The sequence below is a fragment of the Micromonospora sp. WMMA1949 genome (genome assembly GCF_027460145.1).
Classification (GTDB): Bacteria; Actinomycetota; Actinomycetes; order Mycobacteriales; family Micromonosporaceae; genus Micromonospora.
Genome location: NZ_JAPZBG010000001.1, coordinates 1546578 through 1569912 on the forward strand (window position 1 = coordinate 1546578; position 23335 = coordinate 1569912).

The following is a 23335-nucleotide window of genomic DNA, read 5'->3' on the forward strand; positions in this document are numbered from 1 at the left end:
TCGTCCCCGATGTTCCGAAGCGTGGCGAGCGGGTAGAGACATCCGGTTGGCACGGCCGGGAGGCGGTCGGCACGGACGCGCCCCGGGCACCGCACGATCGGAGATGAGGCTCTCATGGCCCAGAACGGCATTCCGGACATCGCACTCAACGACGGCAACACCATCCCGCAGCTCGGCTTCGGCGTCTTCCAGATCGAGCCGAAGGACACCGTGCGGGCGGTCGGCACCGCGCTCGAGGTCGGCTACCGGCACATCGACACCGCCCAGATGTACGGCAATGAGGCCGAGGTGGGTCAGGCGCTGCGCGCCTCCGGCCTGGACCGCGGCGAGGTCTTCGTCACCAGCAAGCTGAACAACGGCTTCCACCGCCCGGACGACGCCCGCAAGGCGTTCGAGCAGTCGCTGCGGGAGCTGAAGTTCGACTACCTCGACCTGTTCCTGATCCACTGGCCGCTGCCCACCCGCTACGACGGCGACTTCGTCTCCACCTGGAAGGTGCTGGAGGAGCTGCGTGACGCGGGCACGGTCCGGTCGATCGGCGTGTCCAACTTCCAGGTCGCGCACCTGGAGCGGCTGGCCGCCGAGGCGGACGTGGTGCCGGCGGTCAACCAGATCGAGGCGCACCCCTACCTCGGCAACGAGGAGGTACGGGCGTACGACAAGGCGCACGGCATCGCCACCGAGGCGTGGTCGCCGATCGCGCAGGGCAAGGTGCTCGACGACCCGACGGTCGTGGACGTGGCCGAGCAGGTCGGCCGGACCCCGGCCCAGGTGGTACTGCGCTGGCACGTGCAGCGCGGCGACATCGTCTTCCCGAAGTCGACCACGCCGAAGCGGATCGAGGAGAACTTCGCGATCTTCGACTTCACGCTCGACGACACCGCGATGGAGCGGCTCACATCGCTGGACCGGGGCGAGGCCGGCCGGACCGGACCGAACCCGGACGAGTTCGACTACATCCCGAGCTGAACCGCCGCACACCGAAGGGCCCCGGGGAACCGGGGCCCTTCGACGTTTGACTTCGCGCGCACTCGAAGGGGCATGGTGACCGGCAACGCTTCGACGGGGAGGAAGACATGCGCTACCGCACCATCGGCACGGACCCGGCCACCCGCCGCGAGGTCAGTGTGCTCAGCCTCGGCGCGATGCTGTTCGGCACCGCCACCGACGAGGCCACCTCGTTCGCCATCCTCGACCGGTACGTCGAGGCGGGCGGCACCTTCATCGACACCTCGGACAACTATGCCTTCTGGCAGAACGGGGGCCAGGGTGGCGAGAGCGAGGAACTGCTCGGCCGCTGGCGGCGCAGCCGCGGGATCGGCGACGAGGTGGTCATCGCGACGAAGCTGGGCGCTCGTCCGCTCGCGCCGGGCACCAGCTACGTCGACAACCCGGAAGGGTTGTCGGCGAAGGTGATCCGCGAGTCCGCCGAGCGCAGCCGGGAGCGGCTCGGGCTCGACCGGATCGACCTGCTCTACGCCCACATCGAGGACCACACGGTGCCCCTGCAGGAGACCGTGGAGGGCTTCGCCGAGTTGGTCGCCGAGGGCACCGTCGGGCTGCTGGGCGCCAGCAACCACCGCGCCTGGCGGGTGGAGCGGGCGCGGGCGCTCGCCGCCGCGGCCGGGTTGCCCGGGTACGAGGTGCTGCAGTACCACCGCAGCTACCTGCCCCGGCGTCTCGACGTGCCGAGCGAGCTGGACCGGGACGGGGACGTCGGCTGGGTCGGCCCGGACCTGCTCAGCTACCTGCGCACCGAGCCGCAGCTCACGCTGGTGGCGTACTCGCCGCTGCTGAAGGGCGCGTACGTCCGGCCGGAGCGGCTCGGCGAGGAGTACGCGGTGCCCGCCACTCCGGCCCGGCTGGAGGCGTTGCGGGCGGTGGCCACCGAGACCGGTGCCACCGTCAACCAGGTGGTGCTGGCCTGGCTGATGGGCGGCGACATCCCGGCCGTCCCGCTCGTCGGTTTCTCCTCGGTGGCGCAGCTGGAGGAGAGCCTGGCCGCGGTCGACCTGGAGCTGACCGCCGAGCAGCGGACCCGGCTGGACTCGGCACGCTGACCGGCGCCGGGCCGGGTGGCTCACACGCCACCCGGCCCGCGCCGATCAACCGGCTCGTGTCACTCAACCGGCCCGCGCCGCTGAGCCGGCCGGTGCCGCTGAGCGCGCCCGCGCCGCTGAACCGGCCGGGAACCGGTCGACCTCGACGTCGAGCCGCAGGGTGCCGGTGCCCGGCAGGGCCACCTCGGTGGCGTCGGCCGGGCGGGCCGCGCCGTCGTACCAGCCGGCGTAGTTGACGTACGGCGGCGTCCACAGCCACGCCACGGTGACCGGCTGGGGGCCGAGCACGCGCAGCGCGTACTCGCCGTCGCGATTCAGATCCAATGTGTAGCCGATGACCTCACGGGTACGCGCGTTGCGCACCGTCAACTCGGCGACCACCGGGCGGCCCTCCGGGTCGACGAGCCGGCCGGTGACCAGGACGCCACGCCGTACCGCGAGGTTGTAGACGGTGGTGGCGCCGGCCCGGACCGTGACCGGCGCGGCCTTGCCCCGCAGGGCGAACCCGCCGGACCACTGGGTGGCGTTGTCGGTGGTGGTGAACAGCAACGGCCAGGCGTACGGGCCGAGCCAGTCGATCCGGTAGCGGCCCTGCGCGTCCAGTTCCACTCCCCAATGCAGGAAGGAACCCGACTCGGGCGCGAGCGTCACGGTGCCGGAGGTCGCCGGCCGGCCGGTGGCCGCGCTGGTCACGGTGCCGGTGACGACACCGGCGCGGTCGAGCCGGATCGGGGGCACGGTGACCGTCTGCCCGGCCCGGAGGGTGACCACCCGGGCCTGCTTCGCGTCACCGGTGCCGCCGGTCGCGCCGGCCCACTGCGCGCCGTACCCCGATCCCCCGGCGGGGCGGGCGAACAGGTTCCAGGAGCCGGCCGTGATCAGGCCGACGCGGACGTTCCCGGAGGCGTCGGAGCAGTACCGTCCCGGGTTGTGGGGGAGTTCGCCGGTGCCGGCGGGCGCCGGCGTCACACAGGCCCCGGCGACTGGTGCGCCGGTCGCCGCGTCGACCACCCGGGAGACCACGTTCGCGGCCGGGGTCAGGACGACCACGGCGGTGCCGCTGCCGTCGGCGAGGACGTTCACCGTGGCGTAGCGGGGCAGGTGGGTGTCGTCCCGGGTGTAGACCCACACCTCCTGCGGGCCGGGGATCAGCGGCGGGACGGTCACCTCGGTGTCGCCGCACGGATTGCGCCGGGGATCGAGGAACACGCACAGCCCGTCGACCGCGGCGCCGGTGACCGCGTCGCGCGCCCGCAGGGTCGACCGGCTGGGCGTGAGCAGGCGCTCGGAGACCTCCGTCGTGTCCCCCGCGGACACCCGGACCGTTCCGGCCTGCGCCCAGCTGGTCCGGCCCGGCACCCACTGACGCAGCACCTCGTCGTCCTGGCCGTCGCCGTACACCGGGGTGATGGCGATCTTGTAGTCGCCGGCCGGCACCTCCACGCTGAGCTGCCCGGACTCGTCGAGCGGCAGGAGGTCCTTGTCGTAGCTGCTGTCGGCGGCCGTCACGGCGACGTTGGCGCCGGCCGGGCTGCCGTCGGGCGTGGTGACGGTCAGGTGGAGCACGCCTGCCGGATCCGCCGCCGCACCGGCGGCGGTGGGTGCGGCGGTGACGGCCAGGGCCGCCACGGCGAGTGCGCCGAGCACTCTTCGAACGATGGACACGGTGGACCCCTCTCGGTTTCAATGCACTCAAGAGGCGTCCGCGTAGCCACAACCTGGACACGCCCCCCGTGCGTCGGATGCCGGCGCAGCATATGGCAGAGGATCGATCACGCACTGTCCTTGATCGGCCATCCGACGGACTGCTGCGGGAACGGTCATAACCTCCTTGACTCGCGTACCGGGCCACCGTCGGCCGGGAATCCCCACCGCCAGATCGGATCTGGCGGGCCGTCTGGCGCCATCGGGGTGAGGCCGGCACCACACCACAAGCTCTGCGGCCTCGTTGAAACAGGCGATCGGTCCGGCGGCACGCCCGTACGCCTGTCGAGAACACCGACGAGAGAGGTAGTGATTCATGAGCAACCGGAACTCCGGCCCGGCCGTGGAGGCCGAGGGCCTGGTCCGGTCCTTCGGTTCGACCCGGGCACTCGACGGGTTCGACCTGCGCGTTCCCGCCGGCACCGTCTACGGCGTGCTGGGCCCGAACGGCGCCGGGAAGACCACCGCCGTACGGGTGCTGGCGACGCTGTTGCGCCCGGACGGCGGCACGGCCCGGGTCTTCGGGCACGACGTGGTGCGCGAGGCCGACGCGGTGCGCTCCCGGGTGAGCCTGACCGGCCAGTACGCCTCGCTGGACGAGGACCTGACCGGGGCGGAGAACCTGGTCCTGCTGGGGCGGCTGCTCGGGCTCGGCCGGGCGGGCGCCCGTGACCGGGCCGACCAGTTGCTGGCCGCGTTCGGGCTGACCGAGGCGGCGGGACGGCAGGTCAAGAAGTACTCCGGCGGGATGCGGCGGCGCATCGACATCGCCGCGAGCATCCTCAACACGCCGGACCTGCTGTTCCTGGACGAACCGACCACCGGGCTGGACCCGCGCAGCCGCAACCAGGTGTGGGCGATCGTGCGGGCGGTGGTGGCGTACGGCACGACAGTGCTGCTGACCACGCAGTACCTGGACGAGGCGGACCAGCTCGCCGGCCGGATCGCCGTCGTCGACCACGGCCGGGTGATCGCGGAGGGCACCCCGGGCGAGTTGAAGGCGTCGATCGGCGCGGGCAGCGTCCACATCCGGCTGCGTGATCCGGAGCAGCGGCCACAGGCCGAGCAGCTGCTGCGGGCGTCGCTCGGCGTACCGGTGCAGCTCGCCGCGGACCCGGTCGCCCTGACCGCCCGCGTCGGCGAGCACGGCACCGACCTGGAGGCCGGTACGCAGGCGGCGCGGGCGCTCGGCGAGCTGGCCGCCGCCGGCATCGTGGTGGACGACTTCTCCCTCGGCCAGCCCAGCCTGGACGAGGTCTTCCTGGCCCTGACCGACCACCCGGCCGTCCCGGCGGACGAGCGGGACGACGAACTGGAGGCGGCGCGATGAGCGACACCGCGATCACCAGCGGGCGGGCGCCGTCCGTCTACATGCCGTCCGCCGATGCGCTGGCCACTGTGCTCGCCCCGGCCGAACGGCCGGCCCGGCCGAGCGCGCTGTCGGCGTCGCTGACGTTCGGCTGGCGCGCGCTGCTGAAGATCAAGCACGTGCCGGAGCAGCTGTTCGACGTGACCGCGTTCCCGATCATCATGGTGCTGATGTTCACGTACCTGTTCGGTGGCGCGCTCGCCGACAGCCCGCGTGCGTACCTCCAGTTCTTCCTGCCCGGCATCATGGTCACGAGCGTCGTCATGATCACCATGTACACCGGGGTCGGGCTGAACACCGACATCGAGAAGGGCGTCTTCGACCGGATCCGTACGCTGCCGGTCTGGCGACCGGCGGCGCTCGTCGGGATGATCTTCGGCGACGTGCTGCGCTACGTGCTGGCCGCCGTGGTCATCCTCACCGTGGGTGTGGTGCTCGGCTTCCGTCCCGACGGCGGGCTGCTCGGGGTGCTGGCCGGAATCGGGCTGCTGGTGGTCTTCTCGTTCGCGTTCTCCTGGGTGTGGACGTTCTTCGGTCTGGTGCTGCGCAGCGAGAAGTCGGTGATGGGGACCAGCATGATGGTGCTGTTCCCGCTGACGTTCCTGAGCAACGTGTTCGTCGACCCGTCGACCATGCCCGGTTGGCTGCAGGCGTTCGTCAAGGTCAACCCGATTACCCAACTCGTCACTTCGGTCCGCGCGGCGATGGCCGGCTCGATGGACGGCCCGAGCACCATGTGGATGCTGCTCTGGAGCGCCCTCTTCGTGGTCGTCTTCGGCACGCTGACGATGTACCGCTACAACCGCCGCTGACCTGACGAGGTGGCGGGGTCCACGCGGCCCCGCCACCTCGTCGCTCAGAGCCGCCAGCGCACCGGCTCGGCCGGCCGGTATCGGCACGCGCCGCCGGTGGTGACGGACTCGCGCAGGTGGGCGGCGAGCGCCGGATGCCGCTCGTCGATGCGGCGCAGGGTGTCCCGGATCCGCCCGGTCACCGCCTTGCGCGCTCGTTCCGCCTGGTCACCGAGACGCCGGCTGCGCCCGGCCAGCCCGGCGGCGGCACGCAACTCGTCCAGCAGCGCCGCCCGCTCGGCGTTCAACTCGGCCAACTGCCGCCCGTCGTCGCGGGCCGCCGCCCGGTCGATCTCGTCGTCGAGCCGCCGCAGGTGCCGGCGATAGCGGGCCTTCGCCTCGTCGTCGAGCACCGGATCGGCCCCGAGGCGGCGCGCGGCGACGAGTTCCGGCCCGGCGGCCGGATCGAGCAGTTCGACGGCGGGCACGTCCGCGCCGGGCCGGCTCAGCAGCAGGCGCAGGTCGTGCAGCCCTTTGGCGTCGGGCAGGTGCACCACGACGCCGTCGTACGCGAGACGCCACACCGGCCCGTCCGGACGGAACTCCGGCCGGATCACGTCCACCTCTCCCCCGCCGGGGTCGGGCGACCGCCCGTGGACCACACCCGCCCGGGACAGACCCGACACGGCGCGGCGACCGGGCTGCGGCGACGCGGCGACCAGGGCGGGAGCGACCGCGCCGAGCCGGGCCGCCACGGGCGCGGCCACCGCGGACGCCGCCGCCGGGGCGGGATCCGCCGCGCCCAGCCGGGCCATCACCTGGATCATGCCCAGCGCCCGCGCCTCGGCCATCGTCTCGGCCCGCAGCCGCCGCGCCTCGGCCGCGTCGCCGGGCCCGTCGCGCCCGGCGAGCGCGCCCACCAGCCCGGCCCGGGCCAGCACCGACCAGGGTCGGGCAGCCAGCCGGTCGGCGGCATCCCGGGCCGCCGCGTAACAGTCGATCGCCTCGTTCCACCGGCCCTGGGCCGCGTCCACACCGGCCAGCCACAGGTCGACGGGGCCGCCGATGTCGCACCCGAACAGCGCCGCCGCCCACTGCCCGCGGTGCGGGGCCAGGTCGGCCCGCACCGCCGCGCACCGCGCCGGGTCGCCGTCGACTGCCGCCGCCTGCGCCCGCAGGCGCAGCCACAGCGGCGACACCGACCGGGGGTACGTGGTGCCCGCGACCTCGATCGCAGCGGTGAGCCGCAGCACCGTGGCCCCGTCGCCGCGCTCGGCGGCGGTGATCCCCCGGAGCAGCTCGGCCTGCGGGTGCCCGGCACCCACCCGGTCGAGCACCGCCTCGGCCTCGGCGACGCGGCCGTACAGCAGCAGCACCGACCAGCGCATGTGGCCGGTCATGAACGCGTGCTCGGAGTGCGTCGCCTCGCGGTAGCTCTCCGCCTCGGCGAAGCCCGCCTCGGCGGCGGCGAGGTCACCCCGGAAGGCGGCGATGATGGCGGTGTCCGCGATCGCCGCCACCCGCTGCCGGGCGACGTCGTCGCGTCGCGCGCCGGTCACGAACGCGGTCAGCTCCTGTCGGTAGCCCGGGTCGCCCAGCTCCAGCAACGCGACCCAGCGCAGCGCGGTGGCCCACAGCTCGGTCTCCCGGTCGCCACTGCGCCGGGCCACCTCCCGGATCTCGGCGGTGACCACAGCCCTCTCCTGCGCGGTGCCGAGCCCCCAGGTGGTGTCGTGCCGGGCCCACAGGCTGAAGGTGAGCGCCTCGTCGTCGCGGCCGTGCCGGGCGAGCGTCTCGGTGGCCGTGATCAGGTCGGTGACCAGCGCGCGTACCGGCCGCTGCGGCTCCGGTTCCGCGATCAACCGCCGGTACGCCTCCCGGACCAGCTCGGCGGCGTCGAGCCGGCGACGGGCGGCGAAGTGCTGCCGGTTCGCGACCAGCGCCACCCGGGTCAGCTCAGCGGGATCAGGCAGTTCCCGGGCCAGCGCGGCGGCCTCGGCCAGCAGCCGCTCGCCCTCGGCCGGCGGGCCGGTGTGGTCCAGCAGCCCGGCCAGTTCCAGCAGCACCCGGACCCGCCGGCCGGGCTCGCCGGTCAGTTCGAGCGCACGCCGGTAGTGCCGTACCGACTCGTCCACGGCGAGCCGGCCCCCGGCGTCACGCGCGGCGGCCAGCAGCAGATCGCCGGCGCGTACCGGGTCCAGGTCGGCGCCGGCCAGCCAGGCGTGCCGGGCCAGGTGGGCCGGGCTGAGCGTGCCGGCGAGCGCGTCCGACCGGTCGACGGCCCGGACCACTGCCGCGTGCCGGGCCCGCCGGTCGTCGTCGGCCAGTCCGTCGTAGAGCGTCTCGCGGACCAGGTCGTGCACGAAGACGAACCGGCCGCCCTCGCGGGGCAGCACCAGCCGGGCCGCGGCGGCGCGGCCGAGCAGCCGGTCGACCTGCGCGACCGGAGCGGGTACGCAGGCGGCGAGCGTCCGTCTGTCGAACTCGCGGCCGAGCACGGCGGCCACCGTGAGGGCCTCGACCACTGCGGCGGGCAGTTGGTCGAGCCGGCGGCGCACCACCTCCCGTACGCCGGGGGCGATGGTGTCGGTGAGACCGTGGGTGTGCCAGAGCCGGGCGGTCTGCTCCACGAAGAACGGGTTGCCGCCGGTGCGCCGGTGCACCTCCGCGACCAGATCCGCGGCGGGCTCCCGGCCGGCGGTGCGGGCCATCAGCGCGGCCACCTCGGCGCGGTCCAGCCCGGCGAGCGTGACGGTGGTGGCCTTGGCGGTGAGCGGCAGCAGCCACGGGCGCAGCGGGTGCTCGCCGGACTCGACCTCGGCGTCCCGGTAGGTGCCGATCAGCAGCAGCCGTTCGAACCAGGCGTGCTGGGTGACGAACTGGAGCAGCCGCAGCGACGCCGGGTCGGCCCAGTGCAGGTCGTCGAAGACCAGCACGATCGGCCGGTGCTGGGCGACGGCGACCAGCGCGGCGGTCACCGCGTCGTGCCTGTTGAACTCGGCCCGGCCGGCCTCGCCCGGCGCGGACGTGTCGCCCTGGTCCGTCGCGTCGCCCTGGTCCGTCGCGCCGCCCTGGTCCGTCGCGCCGCCCGGCTCGGTGACGTCGCCGGGCTCGGTGGCGTCGCCCGGCTCGGTGGCGTCGCCTGCCGCGCGCTCGCCCAGCAGTGCCGCCAGGCCCGCGGCGGCGGCCTCCCGCACCCCGCTCGGGTCGCCGGCGGATCGGGCCAGCCGGCGCAGCACCTGCACCCAGGGCCAGTAGTCGGGGGCGGTGTCGGAGTCCCAGCAGGCGGCGCCGAGCACCAGCGCCCCGCTGCGGCGGGCCTCGTCGGCGGCGGCCGAGACCAGCGTGGTCTTGCCGATGCCCGGCTCGCCGGTGACCAGGACGAGACCGCCGTGGCTGTCGACCAGCCGGGCCACCTCGGCGCGCAGCAGGGCAGCGGGATGCTCCCGCCCGATCAGCTCCGGCCCGAACCGCGGCTCCATGACCTCACGACGCTAGTCGAAGGGTCCGACAAAAGCGGGAGCCTTCAGAGCCGCGCGTCGGTGACCACGTGGGCGCACGCCGGGCACGCCGCCGGTCCCTGCTCGGCGAACCACCGGCAGGTACGCCTGATGGCACACTTCGGCAACGCCTCCTCGGCGGGCGGGGCGACCTCGGCGTACGAGGCGGCCATTCGGGCGCCCAGTCCGCAGTGCGAGCCGGTCCAGAAGCCACAGGACGAGGTGACGCACGGGCCGGCGAGCCGGGCACGCGACTCGATCGGCTCGTCGGAGTCACCGAGCCCGGCGAGTGCCACCTCGGCCGGCACGGCCGGGGTCACGTAGGCCACCCGGCCCGCCGGAGTGATCATGCCGAGGAACACCGTGGCGTTCGACGCCGGGGTGCTCGGGCACATCCGCTCCGGCGTGCCGGCCGGCCGGGCGACATCAGTCACCGCTGGATCCAGAATCCGAAGTCGTTGATCCTCTGGCCGAGCTCCTGGGCGAGCGGGCCGTCGATGACCCAGAGCCCGTGCCACTCGGGACGCAGCTTGATGTTGCCGTGGCCGAGGGTCAGCGGGGTGGTCAGCTTGGCGTCGGCGGTACGCAGGGCGGCCAGGCCGGCCTTCTGGATCTCCGCGCCGATCAGGGACTGCTGCTCGGGGCTCAGGTCGACGCCGTCGACCACGAAGCGGAACTCGTTGCGGGCCATGTGTTTCCTCCGGTCACTCGTACGATTCGGTGCCCAGCCCGCGGCGCAGGCTGGTGCGGGTGAAGGCCGCCCAGCCGGCGTGCGAGGCGGCGTCGGTGCGGTGCCCGGCTCGGGCGAGCACCCGGGCGGCGTGCTCCGCCCAGCGGTCGGCGGTCGTCGCCACGTCGCCCCACAGCTCGCGGCAGGCGGCGACCGCGAAGGCGACCTGTTCCGGTGCGCCGCTGAACCCGGCGGGTCCGTCGGCGACCCGGATCGTGCCGTCCGGCCGGACCCGCACGCTCGGGAAGTGGTGGTGCAGGCTGGCCAGCGTGGCCAGGTGCGTGGCGTCCCGCCGGTCGGCGGCGAAGCCGGCCCGCAACTCGTCGTCGTGGCGGTGCCGGATCGCGTGCAGGACCAGCGCGTCGCCGGCCGCCTCGATCCGGGCGACCACGTGCACCGGCATGCTCCAGGCCGACGGCGAGTTCGCCGACCAGAACGCCAGCCAGGCGGTGAGCCGGGCGTGGAAGTCGGCCTGGACGGCGATCGGGAGCGCGGCCCCGCCGGGCGCGCGCAGTGCGGCGGTGGCGATGTGGTCCCGGATGACGAGCGGAGTCGCGGGGCGGCGCGGTGCGGCGGCCGCAACGCCGGTGGTGGAGGCGACGGCCAGGCCGGTCACGGTGACCGCCGAGGCCGCCGCCACGCCGGCGAGCAGTCGCCGACGGTCGAGCGGGTGTCCGTTGTGGTTCATCGTCGGCCCTTCGTCGACGGCATTGGCCCGACGTTATCGACCGGAAGCGATCAGGAAAACACCCTGCGTGACGGGAGGTCGACAGGAAAGCCGGGGATACCCGGCGGCGTGAACGACGGTTCCTGTGCCCGATTCACGCGCCACCCACCGGCGGACGGTCAGGCCCGGAGCAACCCGGCCACAGCCCGCTGCGCGTGCACGACGGCCGCCGCCGGCAGGTCGAGCGCCCGCCGACGTCCGCGGGCGCGCCGTCCGGTCAGTTCACCGCAACCCTTGATATCGATAGATGCCTATCTATAGGCTGGCGGCGTTCCGCTCACCCCCCATCCAAGGAGTGTGAACCATGCGTAAGCCCAAGCTGTCCCGGATCCTCGCCACCCTCGCGGCCGCGACGCTGGCAGCGCTCGGCGCGGTAGCCGTCAACCCGGCTCCGGCCTCCGCCGCCGTCCGCAACGTCTGCTACAACATCAGCCAGGCCGGCCCGTTCGCCAACACGGCGGTGCAGGCGGCGGCGATCTGGAACAACTACACGAACAACATCAACATGGCCCAGTGCGGGTCCAACCTGCGGATCACCTACACCTACGGCGGCGGCTCGTACGCCCAGCGCACCAGCCTCGGCAACGGCCGCGTGGTGATCGACTACTACCAGGCCCAGCAGTACTCGCCGCTGCGCATCATGACGCACGAGATCGGCCACATCCTCGGCCTGCCGGACAACTACAACGGCAACTGCGCCATCCTGATGTCCGGCGGCAGCGCCGGTACGAGCTGCACCAACCCGTACCCCAGCTCCGCCGAGGCCTCCCGGGTCGACTCGCTGTTCGGCTTCGCCGCCCGCAGCGCGACGCCCGCCCAGGTCTTCACCGGCAGCTGGCCGGCCGCCTCGACCGTGGGCGCCCAGCGCTGACGACGCCCTGACGACGGGGTCGGCGGGTCACCGCCGGCCCCGTCCGCGCGTCCCGCGCCGGCCGGGCGCGGCGTCGTCGGCGAGATCGGCCGCGCGGCGGCTCATCTCCTCGACCCGCTCCCGGAGCCGGCGCAGCGCCGCGGCGTCGTCGTCCACCCCGGACACCTCGTCGAGCAGGCCGACGTAGTCGGCGGCCAGCCGCCGGTACGCCGGGGCGACCGGCCCGGCGTGCCCGTCCAGGTCGATGATCTGCTGGGCGAGAACAGCGGTGGCGGCACCGAGCGCCGCCCGCTCGTCGGCCCGCGCATCCCGCCCGGCCCGCCGCGCGTCGGCCAGCCGCCCGGCCCGCCGGCCGCCGAACCAGAGCACCACCGCACCGGCGACCACCCCGGCCACCGCGCCACCGGCCAGCAGATACCGGGGCAACGAGGGGCTGATGGTACGGGCGCCGTCCGGCACCAGACCGGCCCGGACCAGCCGGTCGTAGTTGAGCACGATCACCTTCAGCGCCTCGACCGGCCGGTCCACGAACGCATCAGCGCCCCGGCCGATGGTGGTCTCGGCGACCATCGCCCGGCCGAGGTCCTTGGCGCCGTCGCCGCCGAGCCGGGAGCAGCCGTAGGTGTCCCAGTCCTCGCCGTCGCGGCTCATCGCCAGCACCAGCGTGCCCTGGGCGGCGCGCTCGGTGTCGGCGCACGCCTCCCGCAGGTCGGCACCGGGCTCCATGATCAGCACCACCAGCCGCCGGTTGCCGATCACCCGTTCGGCGGCCGCCCGGTCCAGGTCCACTCCCGGCGCCGCGTAGACCGACGAGACGCGCACCTGCCGCGCGATCGGCCCGTCCAGGATCCCGCCGGTCCACAGCGCCCAGCCGGCCAGCGCCAGGCAGGCGAGCACCGCGCGGCCGAACGCGGTGCCGACCAGGCGGCCGAGCAGCCGGCGCGGGCCGGTCGCCGTCCCGCCACGACGATCCGCCGCCCGTTCGGGCCGGTTCGCGACGCGGCTCACGACAGCCTCGCCCGCAGGTAGACGTCCGGCCGGTAGCCGGGCATCCGCACGTCCCGGGCCACGTCGTCCAGCTCGGCCGCCGCGTCGGCCAGCAGTTCGCGTACGTGCCGGTCGGGCAGCCCCTCGTCGAACGCGTCCCGGGCCGCCCGCAACCGGCCCACGCCCCGGACCAGTGCCGGGTCCGTGCGCGCGTCGGTGAGCAGCGACAACTCCACCGCCAGCGCGGAGAGCCCGGCCAGCCGGGCCGGCGTGCCACCGGGACCGATGTCGGCCGGACGGCGGCCGGATCCCCGCACGGTACGGATGGACAGCACCACGAAACCCGCCACGCAGGCGGCGAAGATCCAGGGCAGCGCCGGCAACGCCACCCGCAGCGGGTCGAACGGCCGGTACGGCAGCGGACGGTCGAACAGCCCCGCGTACCGCACGTCGGTGACCTGGGCCAGGTACGTGCCGAGCACGTTCTGCTGGGGGTAGGCGTATCGGCCGATCCGCGCGCCGAACTGGGCGTAGAAGCTCGCGGTGGCCACCTCGGCGAAGTCCGCCGCGCCCGGACCGTGGTACTCGATCCAGTCGCCGTACATCACCACCAGCGGCTGGTCCGGGGCGAGCCGGTGCAGCGCCGGCCCGTACGCGGGCAGCGGCTCCCCGTACGGCTGCGCGGGCAGCACCACGAACCAGGCGCCGTCCGGGAACGCGGTGCCCGCGGCCTTCTCTGGCAGCCGGGTCAGCGTGGCGCCGGAGCCCACGTACCGGCCGGTGGTGCGCAGCGCGGCGATCACCGGGGCCAGCTCCGGGCCGGCCGGTTCCCGCCAGCGCAGGTCGTCGCGGTCCGGCGGGAGGGGCTGCTCGTGCAGCGTGGCCAGCAGCGTGAGCAGCGGGCCGGTCACGTCGCGGGTGGCGAACCGGGCCCGCCAGCCCGGCACGTCGTCCGGCGACGCCACGTAGAACCCGCCGCTGACCTCGGTGCCGACGATCCGGATCTCGGCGTTCTCCACGTCCTTCACCCGCCGGCGTTCGGCCTCGTCCAGACCGGACGGGGCGACCAGGATCCGGGTGCCCCGGTCACCGATGGCGGCCCGGACCCGCTGCTCGTCCCAGCGCGCGACAGCCCCCGGCAGCCGGACCACCGGTTCGGCCGCGACGAGCGCCGTCATCTCCTCGACCGACGGCACGCTCGCGTCGCTCAACTCCCCCGCCGAGCCCTCGGGCAGCGCGGCGGTCGACGGGGAACGCCCGTAGCTGACCTCGACGCTCTGCCGCTGCGCCACCAGGAACACCACGAGCACGGCCGCCGCGGCGGCCAGCAGCGACCAGCGCAGCAGCTCCCGGCGTGCCCTCGTCATCGCCCGGCCCGCCACAGCTCGTCGGCGCGGCGGGCGTGCTCGGCCGCCGCGCGGGCCGCGTCCGCGCCGCCGCTCCCGGCGGCGAGCGACTCGGCCCGGGCCAGCAGACGCTCGGCCTCCGGCAGCGTCACCGGGGACGCGTCCCGGCTGACGGTGGCGTCGTGGATCGCCGCCCGCGCCGACGACCAGGCGACCCGCCGGCCCTCGGCCCGGGCGCGGCGCCGGGGCAGCAACGCGGCGAGGAAACCGGCGGCCACCGCCACCAGGCCCCCGCCCAGCCAGGGCAGCACGCTCACCGTCATGATCTCTGTCTAACGCACCGCCGCCAGCGCCGCGCGCCGAGGGCCGCCGGTGCGACCTACGACGACTCGTAGCCCTCGTTGAAACCCTCCATGAACCCGCCTGCGAACCCGGAGATGACACATCCGGCACAGCACAGGATCACCAGCAGCGCCGGCACCGTTACCCACAGCACGATCGCCCATCTGCTCATCCCCTCGCTCGGCTGCTCCACGTACGCCGGCGGGTGGTACGGCTGCTGGTGGTACGGCTGCTGCTGATACGGATCCTGCTGGTAGGGGTCGTGAGGATGCATCCGGACATCGTGCCCACCGGCAGTGGCCGCCGGAAGATCCGAACGGTCCGCCGATCCTGCCGCGACGGCCCCTCGTCACGCCCGATGCGCATCGAGATGGGTCAGCACCGTCTGGTTGGCCTCCCAGCCGTCCGGGAACTTCACCGGTACGTCCAGGTGCACCCGCTCGGTCGACGGGTACGCGTCGAGCAGCTCACCGATCCCCGCCCGCGCCACCACCACGCAGGCGTGCCGGTGCCGCGACGCCAGCACGCACAGCCGCCCCGACTCCAGGTGGAACGCGGTCGCGTCGCGCCGGCCGGAGAGCGGATGCAGCACGATCGTCACGTCGTACTCCCGGCCCTGGAGCCGGTTGGCGGTGTCCACGGTGATGCCCGCCCCGGCCGCGCCCAGCCGGGAGCGGATGGCCGCGACCTGGTCGCGGTGCGCGGCCCCGACGGCGATCCGCTCCGCGGTGACCGGCGCGCCGCCCGGGGCGGCCTCGCTGACCGCGACCGCGCCGCGCGCCAGCACCCGCAGCGCCAGTTCCGCGCAGGCCGCGGCGGCGTCGGCATCGGTACGCACGGTGTGCCGGGCCGGCAGCTCGTGCAACGCCCAGCCGGTGGCGGCGGCCAGCTCGACCGCGGCGTCGTAGGCGTCACCCGCGCCGGGCTCGGTGAACGTCAGCGCCCGATCGGCCGGGCCGGTCCCGGCGCGGAACCCGGTGAACGGGTAGAACGCGGCGGACACCACGGGCGCGGCCGAGTCCGGCAGCCGCCACGACACCGGAAGCCGGTGCACCGGCAGCTCCGGGTTGTGCCGCAGCAGCGTGGCCACCGCCGACTGCATCGGATCCCAGGTCAGACCGGTCCAGCGGAACGTCTCCACGGTGCTGAACGGATCGAGCTGACCGGGGTCGCCGACGAACAGGGCCCGCTCGAACCGCCCCGCCACGCGCAGCAGCGCGTCGGCGCGCATCTGGTACGCCTCGTCCACGATCGCCCACGGCCAGTTCCCCTCGGTGACGGTGGCCCACTTGGCCGCCGTACCCATGGTGACCGCCGGGCCGCCCAGATCGGCCACCTTTGCCGCGACCCGGACCGCCGGGTGGGCGGTGACCCGCTCGGTGGGCCGGTAGTCGGTCGCGGAGAGCCGCCCGACGCGCAGCTCCGGGGCCTTGCGGCCGAGCCGGTCGATGAGGTCGTCCACCTGCTCGTTCGTCTGCGCCACGATCATCAGCGGGTCGCCGGTGGCAGCGGTTTCGATCGCGGCGCGGACCACGAGGGTGGACTTCCCGGCGCCGGGAGGCGAGTCCACGACGACGCCGCGGTGCGTGCCGTCGCGCAGATCCCGCAGCACACGCTGGATCACCTGCTCCGCTTCGTGCAAGGAAGGGCCCCCTTTTAACGTCTCCGGTAGAGGCGGGGCCCCTTCTTAACACGCGCCGGGCGTGAGGGCCGAGAGCGGTAGCCGCCAGGAAGGCTCAGTGACGATCGTCGCCCTCGTTGTAGCGTCAGCGGCACCCGATCGACTCGCCAACGCAGGGGGACCCCGGTGATCAGGACTCGCGGCTTCGAACTCGCGGCATGGCAAGCCGATGCCGTCGAAGCCTGGGTCGGCGACGTCGGCGGCAGGTATCGGGGAACGCTGGAGATCGTCACGGGCGGCGGCAAGACCCTGATCGCGCTCGCCTGCGCCGCGCGCGCCGCCGAACGCGATCCTCGCCTACGACTGGTTGTGGTGGTTCCCACCGAGGCATTGGCCCGCCAGTGGCGGGCCATGCTCGAACGGTTCACGAGTTTGGAGGAGTCCGATATCGGGCTGCTCGGCGCCGGACACTCCGCTGAGCTCTCCCGCTGCAGAGCACTGGTGGCGGTGCTGAACACCGCCGCCAAGCAGCTACCGGCCGCGGCGCGCGTCGCACAGCCACTGATGCTGGTCATTGACGAATGTCACCGCGCGGGAGCGCCGACCTTTTCCCAGGTACTGCAAACCGAAGCCGCATATCGGCTCGGCCTCTCCGCCACCCCGGACCGCGAGGAACTGGACGACGCAGGCCAGCCGCTGCGCTACGACGAGCAGCTCGTCGGTCAGCGCCTCGGGCCCGTGGTGTACCGCTACACACTGCGCAATGCGCGCGTCGACGGCTGGCTGCCGGATTACGAGATTCATCACCACGGCATCCAGCTCACCGATGGGGAGCGACACGAGTACGAGAAAATTAGTCGCCAGGTGGACGACCTCGCTGACGAACTACGCTCGCTCGGCTTCGAGCCCGGACGGGTACAGCAGTTGCAGCGACGCGGGGGTGAGGTTGCATCGGTTGCCCGCACGTACATAGCCGTGACGTCGCGCCGGAAGGACCTGCTGTACCGGGCCGCTGAGCGCAGCCGGGTAGCTCACCGGATCATCGAGGACAGCCTCGCAGCGGGTAAGACCCGACGGGTACTGCTGTTTCACGAGCGGGTCGATGAGGCGAAGCATCTGTATGAGCGCCTGCAAAAAGATCTGAGAGATTCGTCGATCGCATTGGAGCATTCCCGGCTGGGAACGCGGACGCGGACCGCAGCACTCGACGCCTTCCGGGACGGTCGTGCTCAGATCCTGGTGTCCGTGAAGTCATTGGTAGAAGGCATCGACGTACCGGAAGCAGACCTCGGAATCTCGGTGGCCGCCACATCCAGCGTTCGTCAACGGATCCAGGCACTCGGCAGAGTGTTGCGGCGTCGCTTCGACAGCCCCGCTGAAACGAAGCACGCCGAGATGCACCTCATCTACGTGGCGGGCACGGTGGACGAGCAAATCTACGCCAAGGAGGATTGGGCCGACCTCACCGGCGATGGCTCGAATCACTACTGGCGTTGGCCACGCGAGCCCGCTCAGGCGAAGGAGCGTATGCCCGGGCCGCCGGCTACCCCTCGCCCGACCGAACAGCAGGAATGGGAGCGGCTGGGTCGGCGTGCACCGGGCACGCCGGTCGAGTGGCACGGCGTGTTCAGCGGCCAGGAGTACTCAGTCGACACCCTCGGTACCGTCACGAACGTCTCGGGTGCTCTGATCCGTAACCCACAGCACGTCGCCTCGCTTGTCGAACTGGTCCGGGGACGCCCCGGTGGGCGTTTCCGAATCACCTCCACCCACCGCCTCGTTCTCGTCTGGGGGGATGGACCGGCCGGAGCCGTCCCCTATGTCGCTGGGCAACTCGCCGACGGCTTCGAGGCCGAACCTCGGGATGCAGCCCCGACGGAGGCTGTCGCTGACCCGAGCAAGATGGTCCCGGGGATGCCGCTTCACGGACCCGTGGACAAGGAGGGCGGCGCTTTTCACTTCCGGCAAAAAAGAGGCGGCGTAATCGAGCGACGTCTGCCGGGCGGGGTAACGGAGTTCGCACGCACGGACGCCGCGGCGCCGGCCGATCTGGTGGAGAACGCCCAGCGAGCGCTGGACGGGTGGCGTCGGCTATTTGACAGAGGAATCAGCTTCTTCGTCAGTAGCGAGGGTCAGGCATGGTACGTCGCCGACAGCCGGCGGTACTTCCTGGCCTACGTTCCGGGTGGGTTTTCGTGGCCGTCTTGACGAAGACCGATCCGACCTACGGTTACCCGTAGCAGGAGGACGGCCAATATCGAGAGGGATTGAGCTCCGATGTGGACGCGGCCGGATCGTGAGTCATAGGCTCGCCCAGCGCTTGGCAGCACGGCAGCGATCCGTGCATCCCGCGCTGATCTGACCCGCCGTCCCAGGAGCGAACGTGTTCCAGCTGTACCCCGTCCTATCGCCGCCCAACAGCAACAAGGACGCCAAATACTCGATCGTTCGTGGATACAGCGGCGACTGGGAGGTTCGGCTGATCTACCGTGACAGCAACGGTGAGCACCTACGAACCAACAATCGGCACAAGAAGCTCATCGCCAAGGTCAACGAAATCAAGGAACGGCTGAATCCAGGTCAGCTCGGCGGCGTCTTCTACATCAATGAGTTCCGCCACGTCCTGGTGCCCAGCACGGGCGAGGGCTACATCTACGCCGGAACCCACCGGAAGATGCTCGATTTCGACTTCTACGGTCGGACGCTAAGCCCTGTCGCGCCTTCGAGCCTGGCTCCTGGGGACAAATGGCCGGGCCCGCACGTGGGGATTCGGCACGTACTCGCCTCCGGCGGAGACGACATCTACCGCGTTGTCGGAACCATGAAGCACGGCTCTCGCAAGGAGTTCCTCTCGGACGCGGTAGGGCCGGAGGCAGCCCGGAGACTCGCTCACCGGTTGAGAAGGGTGAAGGGGTACCAAGGCGGCCGGTTCTACATCAACGAGGCCAGGGAGTTCTTCACCCCGGTTGGTGAGGGCGCTCGAGGCGTCTCGTACATCTATCTCGGTGCACTCGACGATGAGCCGTGGTTCGCCGCGCCACTCAAGGGCGACCGCAGGTCGCGCGGCGTCACGCGCTGAGGCGTGACGCCGCGAGCCTACGGCTTGCGGGCGAGTAGCCCGACGAAGGTGTGGTAGGTGTCGGTCTGCTGCTGGGCGGGCGCGTCCGGGTCGGGACGCCACTCGGCCAGCGGCACCAGGCCCGGCTCCAGCACCGTCAGCCCGTCGGCGAAGGCGAGGATCTCCTCGTCGGTACGCCAGCGGCCGGTGCCCAGCGACTCGTTGAACACCCGCTCGACCTCACGGGCCTTGCGGGAGCCCTCCGGATCCCGCTCACCCGGGTCGCGGAAGTGCGAGATCGCGACGTAGCTGCCCGACGGCAGCGCGTCGATCAGTGCCGCCGCCACCGATCGCGGGTCCTCGTCGTCGCCGATGTGGTGCAGGATCGCGAACAGCAGGAGCCCGATCGGGCGATCGAAGTCGAGGAACCGGCGGACGTCCGGGTCGTTGAGGATCTCCTCCGGCTCCCGGATGTCGGCCTGGATCACCGTCGCGGTGCCCTCCGCGGCGAGCAGCGCCCGCCCGTGCGCCAGGACGATCGGGTCGTTGTCCACGTACACGACGCGGGCGGCCGGGTTGTGCTCGATGGCGACCTCGTGCACGTTGCCCTGGGTCGGCAGCCCCGACCCGATGTCGAGGAACTGGTCGATGCCCGCCTCGGTCACGAGGTAGCGGATCACCCGGCGCAGGAACGCCCGGTTCGCCTGACCGGCGGCCGGCCCGTCCGGCGTGATCCGCAGGGCGTGCTCGGCGACCTTCCGGTCGACCTCGAAGTTGTCCTTGCCGCCCAGGAAGTAGTCGTAGACCCGGGCCACGCTGGGAACGGTGACGTCAATTCCGGGCGGTGCGGCCTTGTCGCGGGTCACTGGCGTCTCCAGACTCCGTGGGCGGTTCGGGCGTTTCGGGGAGTGTAGCGACCGTACAGGGTGGACCGTCACCCCGTTTGGGACCGCTCCCAGCGGACGAGCCCGTCACCAGGGCGTTCATCTGCCGACACGCCGAAGCGCGCTGACCGCCGCCCGGACCAGGTTCAAGGCACGGACCCCCTTTGACCAATTCGCCAGTAGCGCAGGCCCTTCTCGACAACGCGCCGGGTAAGACTGTGGGGCATGAGTGAAGCGCCGGTGCTCTACCTTGTCGTCTGCGCCGCGCCACCGGTCCAGCGGATCGGCGAACTCGCCGACCTGCTGATGGCCGACGGCTGGAGGATCTGCGTGATCGCCACCCCAATCGCCGCGAGCTGGCTCGACTGCGACGCGCTCGCCGAACAAACCGGATATCCGGTACGCGCACAGTGGCGTCGACCCGGCGATCCCGAGCCGCACCCGCCGGCCGATGGTGCCGCAGTCGTGCCCGCCACGTTCAATACGCTGAACAAGTGGGCGACCGGGGCGAGCGACACGCTGGCACTGGGAGTCCTCAACGAGCTGCTGGGCACCGGCATGCCGATCCATGTCTTCCCCCGGGTGAAGGCAACGCTCGCCGCACACCCCGCCTACGGGCCGAACCTGCGGCGGTTGCGCGATGCGGGAGTAGTGGTACACGACGCCGATGTGCTGAGGACACCGGACGAGATGACGCCGAGCCACTGGGCGGCGGTGGTCGACGTGTTGCGCGCGGCCCGAACCGGCGCCTGACAGGAGCGGGGGCACCTGGCGATTGAAGCGGAACGCAGCGCCAGAGGAGCGCTTCTTTCGTCTCGGGTCGTTGCCTTCGCCCGGAGTGTCGAGGAGCCGGCAGACCTGGTGGTGCCGCACCGACGAGTATCGATTGGCGGTGAGGTCCCCAGGTGTCCAGCACTCCGCCCGACGTACACGGGCCTCAGCGCAGCTCCGTTACCCACACGCCCCGCCGTGACCATCTCGTAGTCCGCAGCGCCCACCGCCGGGCAGCCGCACGTCACACCAGACCCGGTACCGCAGGTGCTGCGCGTCCTCCTCGCTGAGCGTCGTCTCACCGAAGTCGACGACATCCAGGTGCCCGAGCGACCGGGCGAGCGCGGCGGCCAACTCGACGGCGGCGTCCCGGCCGGCCAGCGTGGTCGGCAGGTGGACGATCCAGCGCGGCTCAGTCATCGTGGCCGCGCCGCCGGCAGCCGTTGTGGCGGGACTGCCACTGCCGCAAGGCCTGGCGGATCCGCTCCGACTCGGTCCGCGCCGTGGTCAGCTCCCGGTGCAGGCGGTCCATCTCGTCGGCGACCCGGCACAGGTAGTCGTGCACCTGCGCCGGGTCCAGGCCACGCCAGCGGGTGTCGAAGACGGCGCTGCGCACCTGATACGCCTGCACCCGCTCGCCGGTCACGTAGATCACGACGCCACCGTCCCGGCCGCCACGGCCTCGTCGGGCAACCCGGCCGCGGCGAGCGTCGCCCTCCCCCACCGGGCCAGCCGGCAGGGGTACGGGACGCGCTCGCTGCGGCACAGCGGTCCCTGCGGCCAGTGCTCGGGCACGTGTACGCGCACGGCCAGCGCGGCGACGAGCAGTTCCTCGTCGGTGACCGGGGTGAGGACGGGAAAGTCGGCGAGTACGGCGGACATCGGCAGGCGCCTCCGGGTCGGGTCTCGTGGAGTGGCGCCGGGGCGGGCGGGGACGGCGGCAGCCGCGATCGGGGGACGCGGTGCCGCCGGAGCCCAGCACCCGCCCCGGGCCATGCGTAAAAGCCTCGAGCCGGGCAGGACGAGAGGCCACAGCACCGAAGAGGCCCGTATGGCGCAGAAATGAGGCATCGAGCAACCCCGGGATCGACGGATTGTGACTACATTGACGACGGAACGGAGGGAGGTCGGGCTTGGCCCTCAAGCGGCAGCGGCTATGTCAGCGACGAAAGGCTCTCGGGTACAGCCAGGAGCGCCTGGCCGACATCCTGGGTGTGGAGCGGTCCACCGTGGTGAGGTGGGAGAACGCGGAGACCGATCCGCACCCGTGGCATCGGACCCGCATCGCCTTCGCGTTGAGCGTTACGCTCGACCAGGTCGATGACATGCTCGCCGATGTGTCAGTGGTCAGGCGCCGAGGACAGGCTATGGGAGACGCGACACAGGACTACGACGCCAGCGGTACAGGTGCCACGCGATCAGACCTTCTGAGCGGCCTGCGGGGCTTTCTGACCGATTACCTCGCTCTGCCGGTACGACCGGCTCAGTCCGTCGTCCAGCTCCAGCGCTCCGTGAGCCGTGTCCACACCCTTTATCAACAAGCGAGCTACTCGACCGCCGCCCGCCTGCTGCCAGATGTGCTGCGTCAGGCGGTCGAGTTGTCTGGTCGACCGGCCGGCGCTCGTCAAAGGGACGTTTTCCGGCTTCTTGCCGTTGCGTACATCGCAGCCGCCAAGCTCGCGGCCAAGGTCGGCGACGGCGAGACAGCCCTCTTGAGTGCGGACCGAGCCGCCAACGCAGCGCGAATCGGCGACGACCAGGCTCTCATCGCGATTTCCGCGTATCAGGCAGCCTGCGGCCTGATACGAATGCCGGCCCGCGCCGCCGAGGCCGAGAGCATCACACAGGCCGGCATAGATCGTCTGGCTACATACGGCCACAGAGGCGTTCCCGACCTGATTTCCGCCCATGGTGCGCTGTTGCTCCTGGCCGCCCTGCTGGCCGCAGGGCGGGGAAACACCAAAGACTCTGCGCAGCACCTCTCGCAGGCGGAAGAGTTGGCCACAGCGCTGGGCGCAGAACAGAATCGGCTGTGGACCGCCTTCGGCCGAACCAACGTCGCCATCCACTCCGTCTCGGCCGCCGTCCGCGCCGGGAAAGCGGCTCATGCGCTGGAGATCGGAGAGCGCATCGACACGTCGCGCCTGCCCACCGCCGTTGTCGGACGACGCGCTCAGGTGCACGTCGATCTCGCGACGGCCGTCATCAGGGCCTCGGCGGACAGGTCCACAGCGGTGCTGCATCTCCTCGAAGCCGAGCGGGTTGCCGCAGAGGCGGTGCATGCGAATGTGCAAGCTCGAACACTCCTGCTCGACCTCATGGCCGAGGACAAGCGAGCGGCCACGCCGGGTCTGCGCCCGCTGGCGTCGCGGGCAGGACTCCTTCCCTGAGACAACCTGCCGGCCGAGGTACCCCCGAGCGAAGCTTTGCTTGCCGCCTCCCTCGGCCCGGCGCGTCGCCTTCGGTTACTCTGCTTGGCCACACGTGCTCCCTGCCTGAGGGACCGCAGCAGCCTGAGAGCCTCATGTCGGCGGCGGTCTGTACGGTGGGCGCGACGCGCAGGTCCTGTTCGAC

23 protein-coding genes are annotated in these 23335 nt (G+C 72.3%); 9 read left to right on the forward strand and 14 right to left on the reverse strand.

What is annotated here, in order from left to right; all coding sequences use genetic code 11:
- Positions 1 to 114: 114 nt before the first annotated feature.
- Complete coding sequence (locus tag O7607_RS06995) at positions 115 to 969, forward strand: aldo/keto reductase (RefSeq protein ID WP_269701849.1); 855 nt, start codon at positions 115 to 117, stop codon at positions 967 to 969.
- Between the two features lie 107 nt (positions 970 to 1076).
- Complete coding sequence (locus O7607_RS07000) at positions 1077 to 2060, forward strand: aldo/keto reductase (RefSeq protein ID WP_269701850.1); 984 nt, start codon at positions 1077 to 1079, stop codon at positions 2058 to 2060.
- A 63-nt stretch (positions 2061 to 2123) separates the two neighbouring features.
- On the opposite strand, the gene O7607_RS07005 is transcribed toward O7607_RS07000, so the two are convergent.
- Positions 2124 to 3707 carry a hypothetical protein gene (locus O7607_RS07005; protein ID WP_269701852.1) on the reverse strand — a complete coding sequence of 528 codons (1584 nt, stop codon included), beginning with the start codon at positions 3705 to 3707 and terminating at the stop codon, positions 2124 to 2126.
- Positions 3708 to 4080: 373 nt separating this feature from the next.
- Here O7607_RS07005 and O7607_RS07010 point away from each other — a divergent pair, with 373 nt between their 5' ends.
- The gene (locus tag O7607_RS07010) at positions 4081 to 5094 is read left to right on the forward strand and encodes an ATP-binding cassette domain-containing protein (protein ID WP_269701854.1); all 1014 of its coding nucleotides are present in this window, start codon (positions 4081 to 4083) and stop codon (positions 5092 to 5094) included.
- Entirely contained in the window at positions 5091 to 5945 is an 855-nt protein-coding gene (locus O7607_RS07015) for an ABC transporter permease (protein ID WP_269701856.1), read from the forward strand. Before O7607_RS07010 ends, O7607_RS07015 begins: the two co-directional genes overlap by 4 nt.
- A gap of 44 nt (positions 5946 to 5989) precedes the next feature.
- On the opposite strand, the gene O7607_RS07020 is transcribed toward O7607_RS07015, so the two are convergent.
- From O7607_RS07020 to O7607_RS07035, 4 genes are read right to left on the reverse strand one after another with little or no spacing between them, the layout of a single operon-like run.
- Positions 5990 to 9406: an AAA family ATPase gene (locus tag O7607_RS07020; protein WP_269701858.1), complete on the reverse strand. Its 3417-nt coding sequence runs from the start codon at positions 9404 to 9406 to the stop codon at positions 5990 to 5992.
- Positions 9407 to 9450: 44 nt separating this feature from the next.
- Positions 9451 to 9858 (reverse strand): hypothetical protein, encoded by a 408-nt coding sequence (locus O7607_RS07025; protein WP_269701859.1) that lies wholly within the window; start codon positions 9856 to 9858, stop codon positions 9451 to 9453.
- Positions 9855 to 10115, reverse strand: a complete 261-nt coding sequence (locus tag O7607_RS07030; protein WP_269701860.1) for a hypothetical protein — start codon at positions 10113 to 10115, stop codon at positions 9855 to 9857. The genes O7607_RS07025 and O7607_RS07030 overlap by 4 nt, the downstream gene beginning before the upstream one ends.
- A 13-nt stretch (positions 10116 to 10128) precedes the next feature.
- Entirely contained in the window at positions 10129 to 10842 is a 714-nt protein-coding gene (locus tag O7607_RS07035) for a hypothetical protein (RefSeq protein ID WP_269701862.1), read from the reverse strand.
- Between the two features lie 343 nt (positions 10843 to 11185).
- On the opposite strand from O7607_RS07035, the gene O7607_RS07040 reads away from it, so the two are divergent.
- On the forward strand, positions 11186 to 11752 hold the full coding sequence (locus tag O7607_RS07040) for a snapalysin family zinc-dependent metalloprotease (protein WP_269701864.1): 567 nt from the start codon (positions 11186 to 11188) through the stop codon (positions 11750 to 11752).
- 27 nt (positions 11753 to 11779) lie between these two features.
- On the opposite strand, the gene O7607_RS07045 is transcribed toward O7607_RS07040, so the two are convergent.
- From O7607_RS07045 to O7607_RS07065, 5 genes are all read right to left on the reverse strand, one after another.
- The gene (locus O7607_RS07045) at positions 11780 to 12760 is read right to left on the reverse strand and encodes a hypothetical protein (RefSeq protein ID WP_269701866.1); all 981 of its coding nucleotides are present in this window, start codon (positions 12758 to 12760) and stop codon (positions 11780 to 11782) included.
- The gene (locus O7607_RS07050) at positions 12757 to 14106 is read right to left on the reverse strand and encodes a hypothetical protein (RefSeq protein WP_269701868.1); all 1350 of its coding nucleotides are present in this window, start codon (positions 14104 to 14106) and stop codon (positions 12757 to 12759) included. The genes O7607_RS07045 and O7607_RS07050 overlap by 4 nt, the downstream gene beginning before the upstream one ends.
- A complete protein-coding gene (locus tag O7607_RS07055) occupies positions 14103 to 14408 on the reverse strand; it encodes a DUF6403 family protein (protein ID WP_269701870.1) in 306 nt (101 codons plus the stop codon). Before O7607_RS07055 ends, O7607_RS07050 begins: the two co-directional genes overlap by 4 nt.
- Before the next feature lie 56 nt (positions 14409 to 14464).
- Positions 14465 to 14701, reverse strand: coding sequence for a hypothetical protein (locus O7607_RS07060; protein ID WP_269701872.1), 237 nt, complete (start codon positions 14699 to 14701; stop codon positions 14465 to 14467).
- Between the two features lie 75 nt (positions 14702 to 14776).
- Positions 14777 to 16069 (reverse strand): AAA family ATPase, encoded by a 1293-nt coding sequence (locus tag O7607_RS07065; RefSeq protein ID WP_269701874.1) that lies wholly within the window; start codon positions 16067 to 16069, stop codon positions 14777 to 14779.
- Positions 16070 to 16234: 165 nt separating this feature from the next.
- Between O7607_RS07065 and O7607_RS07070 the strand changes: the two genes are divergently transcribed.
- Both O7607_RS07070 and O7607_RS07075 read left to right on the forward strand, forming a co-directional pair.
- On the forward strand, positions 16235 to 18256 hold the full coding sequence (locus O7607_RS07070; protein WP_269701876.1) for a DEAD/DEAH box helicase: 2022 nt from the start codon (positions 16235 to 16237) through the stop codon (positions 18254 to 18256).
- A 175-nt stretch (positions 18257 to 18431) separates the two neighbouring features.
- The gene (locus O7607_RS07075) at positions 18432 to 19127 is read left to right on the forward strand and encodes a hypothetical protein (protein ID WP_269701878.1); all 696 of its coding nucleotides are present in this window, start codon (positions 18432 to 18434) and stop codon (positions 19125 to 19127) included.
- Between the two features lie 17 nt (positions 19128 to 19144).
- Here the strand turns inward: O7607_RS07075 and O7607_RS07080 are convergent, their stop codons facing one another.
- A complete protein-coding gene (locus O7607_RS07080; RefSeq protein ID WP_269701880.1) occupies positions 19145 to 19972 on the reverse strand; it encodes an SAM-dependent methyltransferase in 828 nt (275 codons plus the stop codon).
- A gap of 243 nt (positions 19973 to 20215) precedes the next feature.
- Between O7607_RS07080 and O7607_RS07085 the strand changes: the two genes are divergently transcribed.
- Positions 20216 to 20743: a flavoprotein gene (locus O7607_RS07085; RefSeq protein ID WP_269701882.1), complete on the forward strand. Its 528-nt coding sequence runs from the start codon at positions 20216 to 20218 to the stop codon at positions 20741 to 20743.
- Positions 20744 to 20941: 198 nt separating this feature from the next.
- On the opposite strand, the gene O7607_RS07090 is transcribed toward O7607_RS07085, so the two are convergent.
- From O7607_RS07090 to O7607_RS07100, 3 genes are read right to left on the reverse strand one after another with little or no spacing between them, the layout of a single operon-like run.
- Positions 20942 to 21181: a hypothetical protein gene (locus O7607_RS07090; protein WP_269701884.1), complete on the reverse strand. Its 240-nt coding sequence runs from the start codon at positions 21179 to 21181 to the stop codon at positions 20942 to 20944.
- A complete protein-coding gene (locus tag O7607_RS07095; RefSeq protein WP_269701885.1) occupies positions 21174 to 21416 on the reverse strand; it encodes a DivIVA domain-containing protein in 243 nt (80 codons plus the stop codon). The genes O7607_RS07090 and O7607_RS07095 overlap by 8 nt, the downstream gene beginning before the upstream one ends.
- Entirely contained in the window at positions 21413 to 21643 is a 231-nt protein-coding gene (locus O7607_RS07100; RefSeq protein ID WP_269701887.1) for a hypothetical protein, read from the reverse strand. The genes O7607_RS07095 and O7607_RS07100 overlap by 4 nt, the downstream gene beginning before the upstream one ends.
- A gap of 251 nt (positions 21644 to 21894) precedes the next feature.
- Between O7607_RS07100 and O7607_RS07105 the strand changes: the two genes are divergently transcribed.
- On the forward strand, positions 21895 to 23151 hold the full coding sequence (locus O7607_RS07105) for a helix-turn-helix transcriptional regulator (RefSeq protein WP_269701890.1): 1257 nt from the start codon (positions 21895 to 21897) through the stop codon (positions 23149 to 23151).
- The last annotated feature ends 184 nt before the right edge of the window (positions 23152 to 23335 follow it).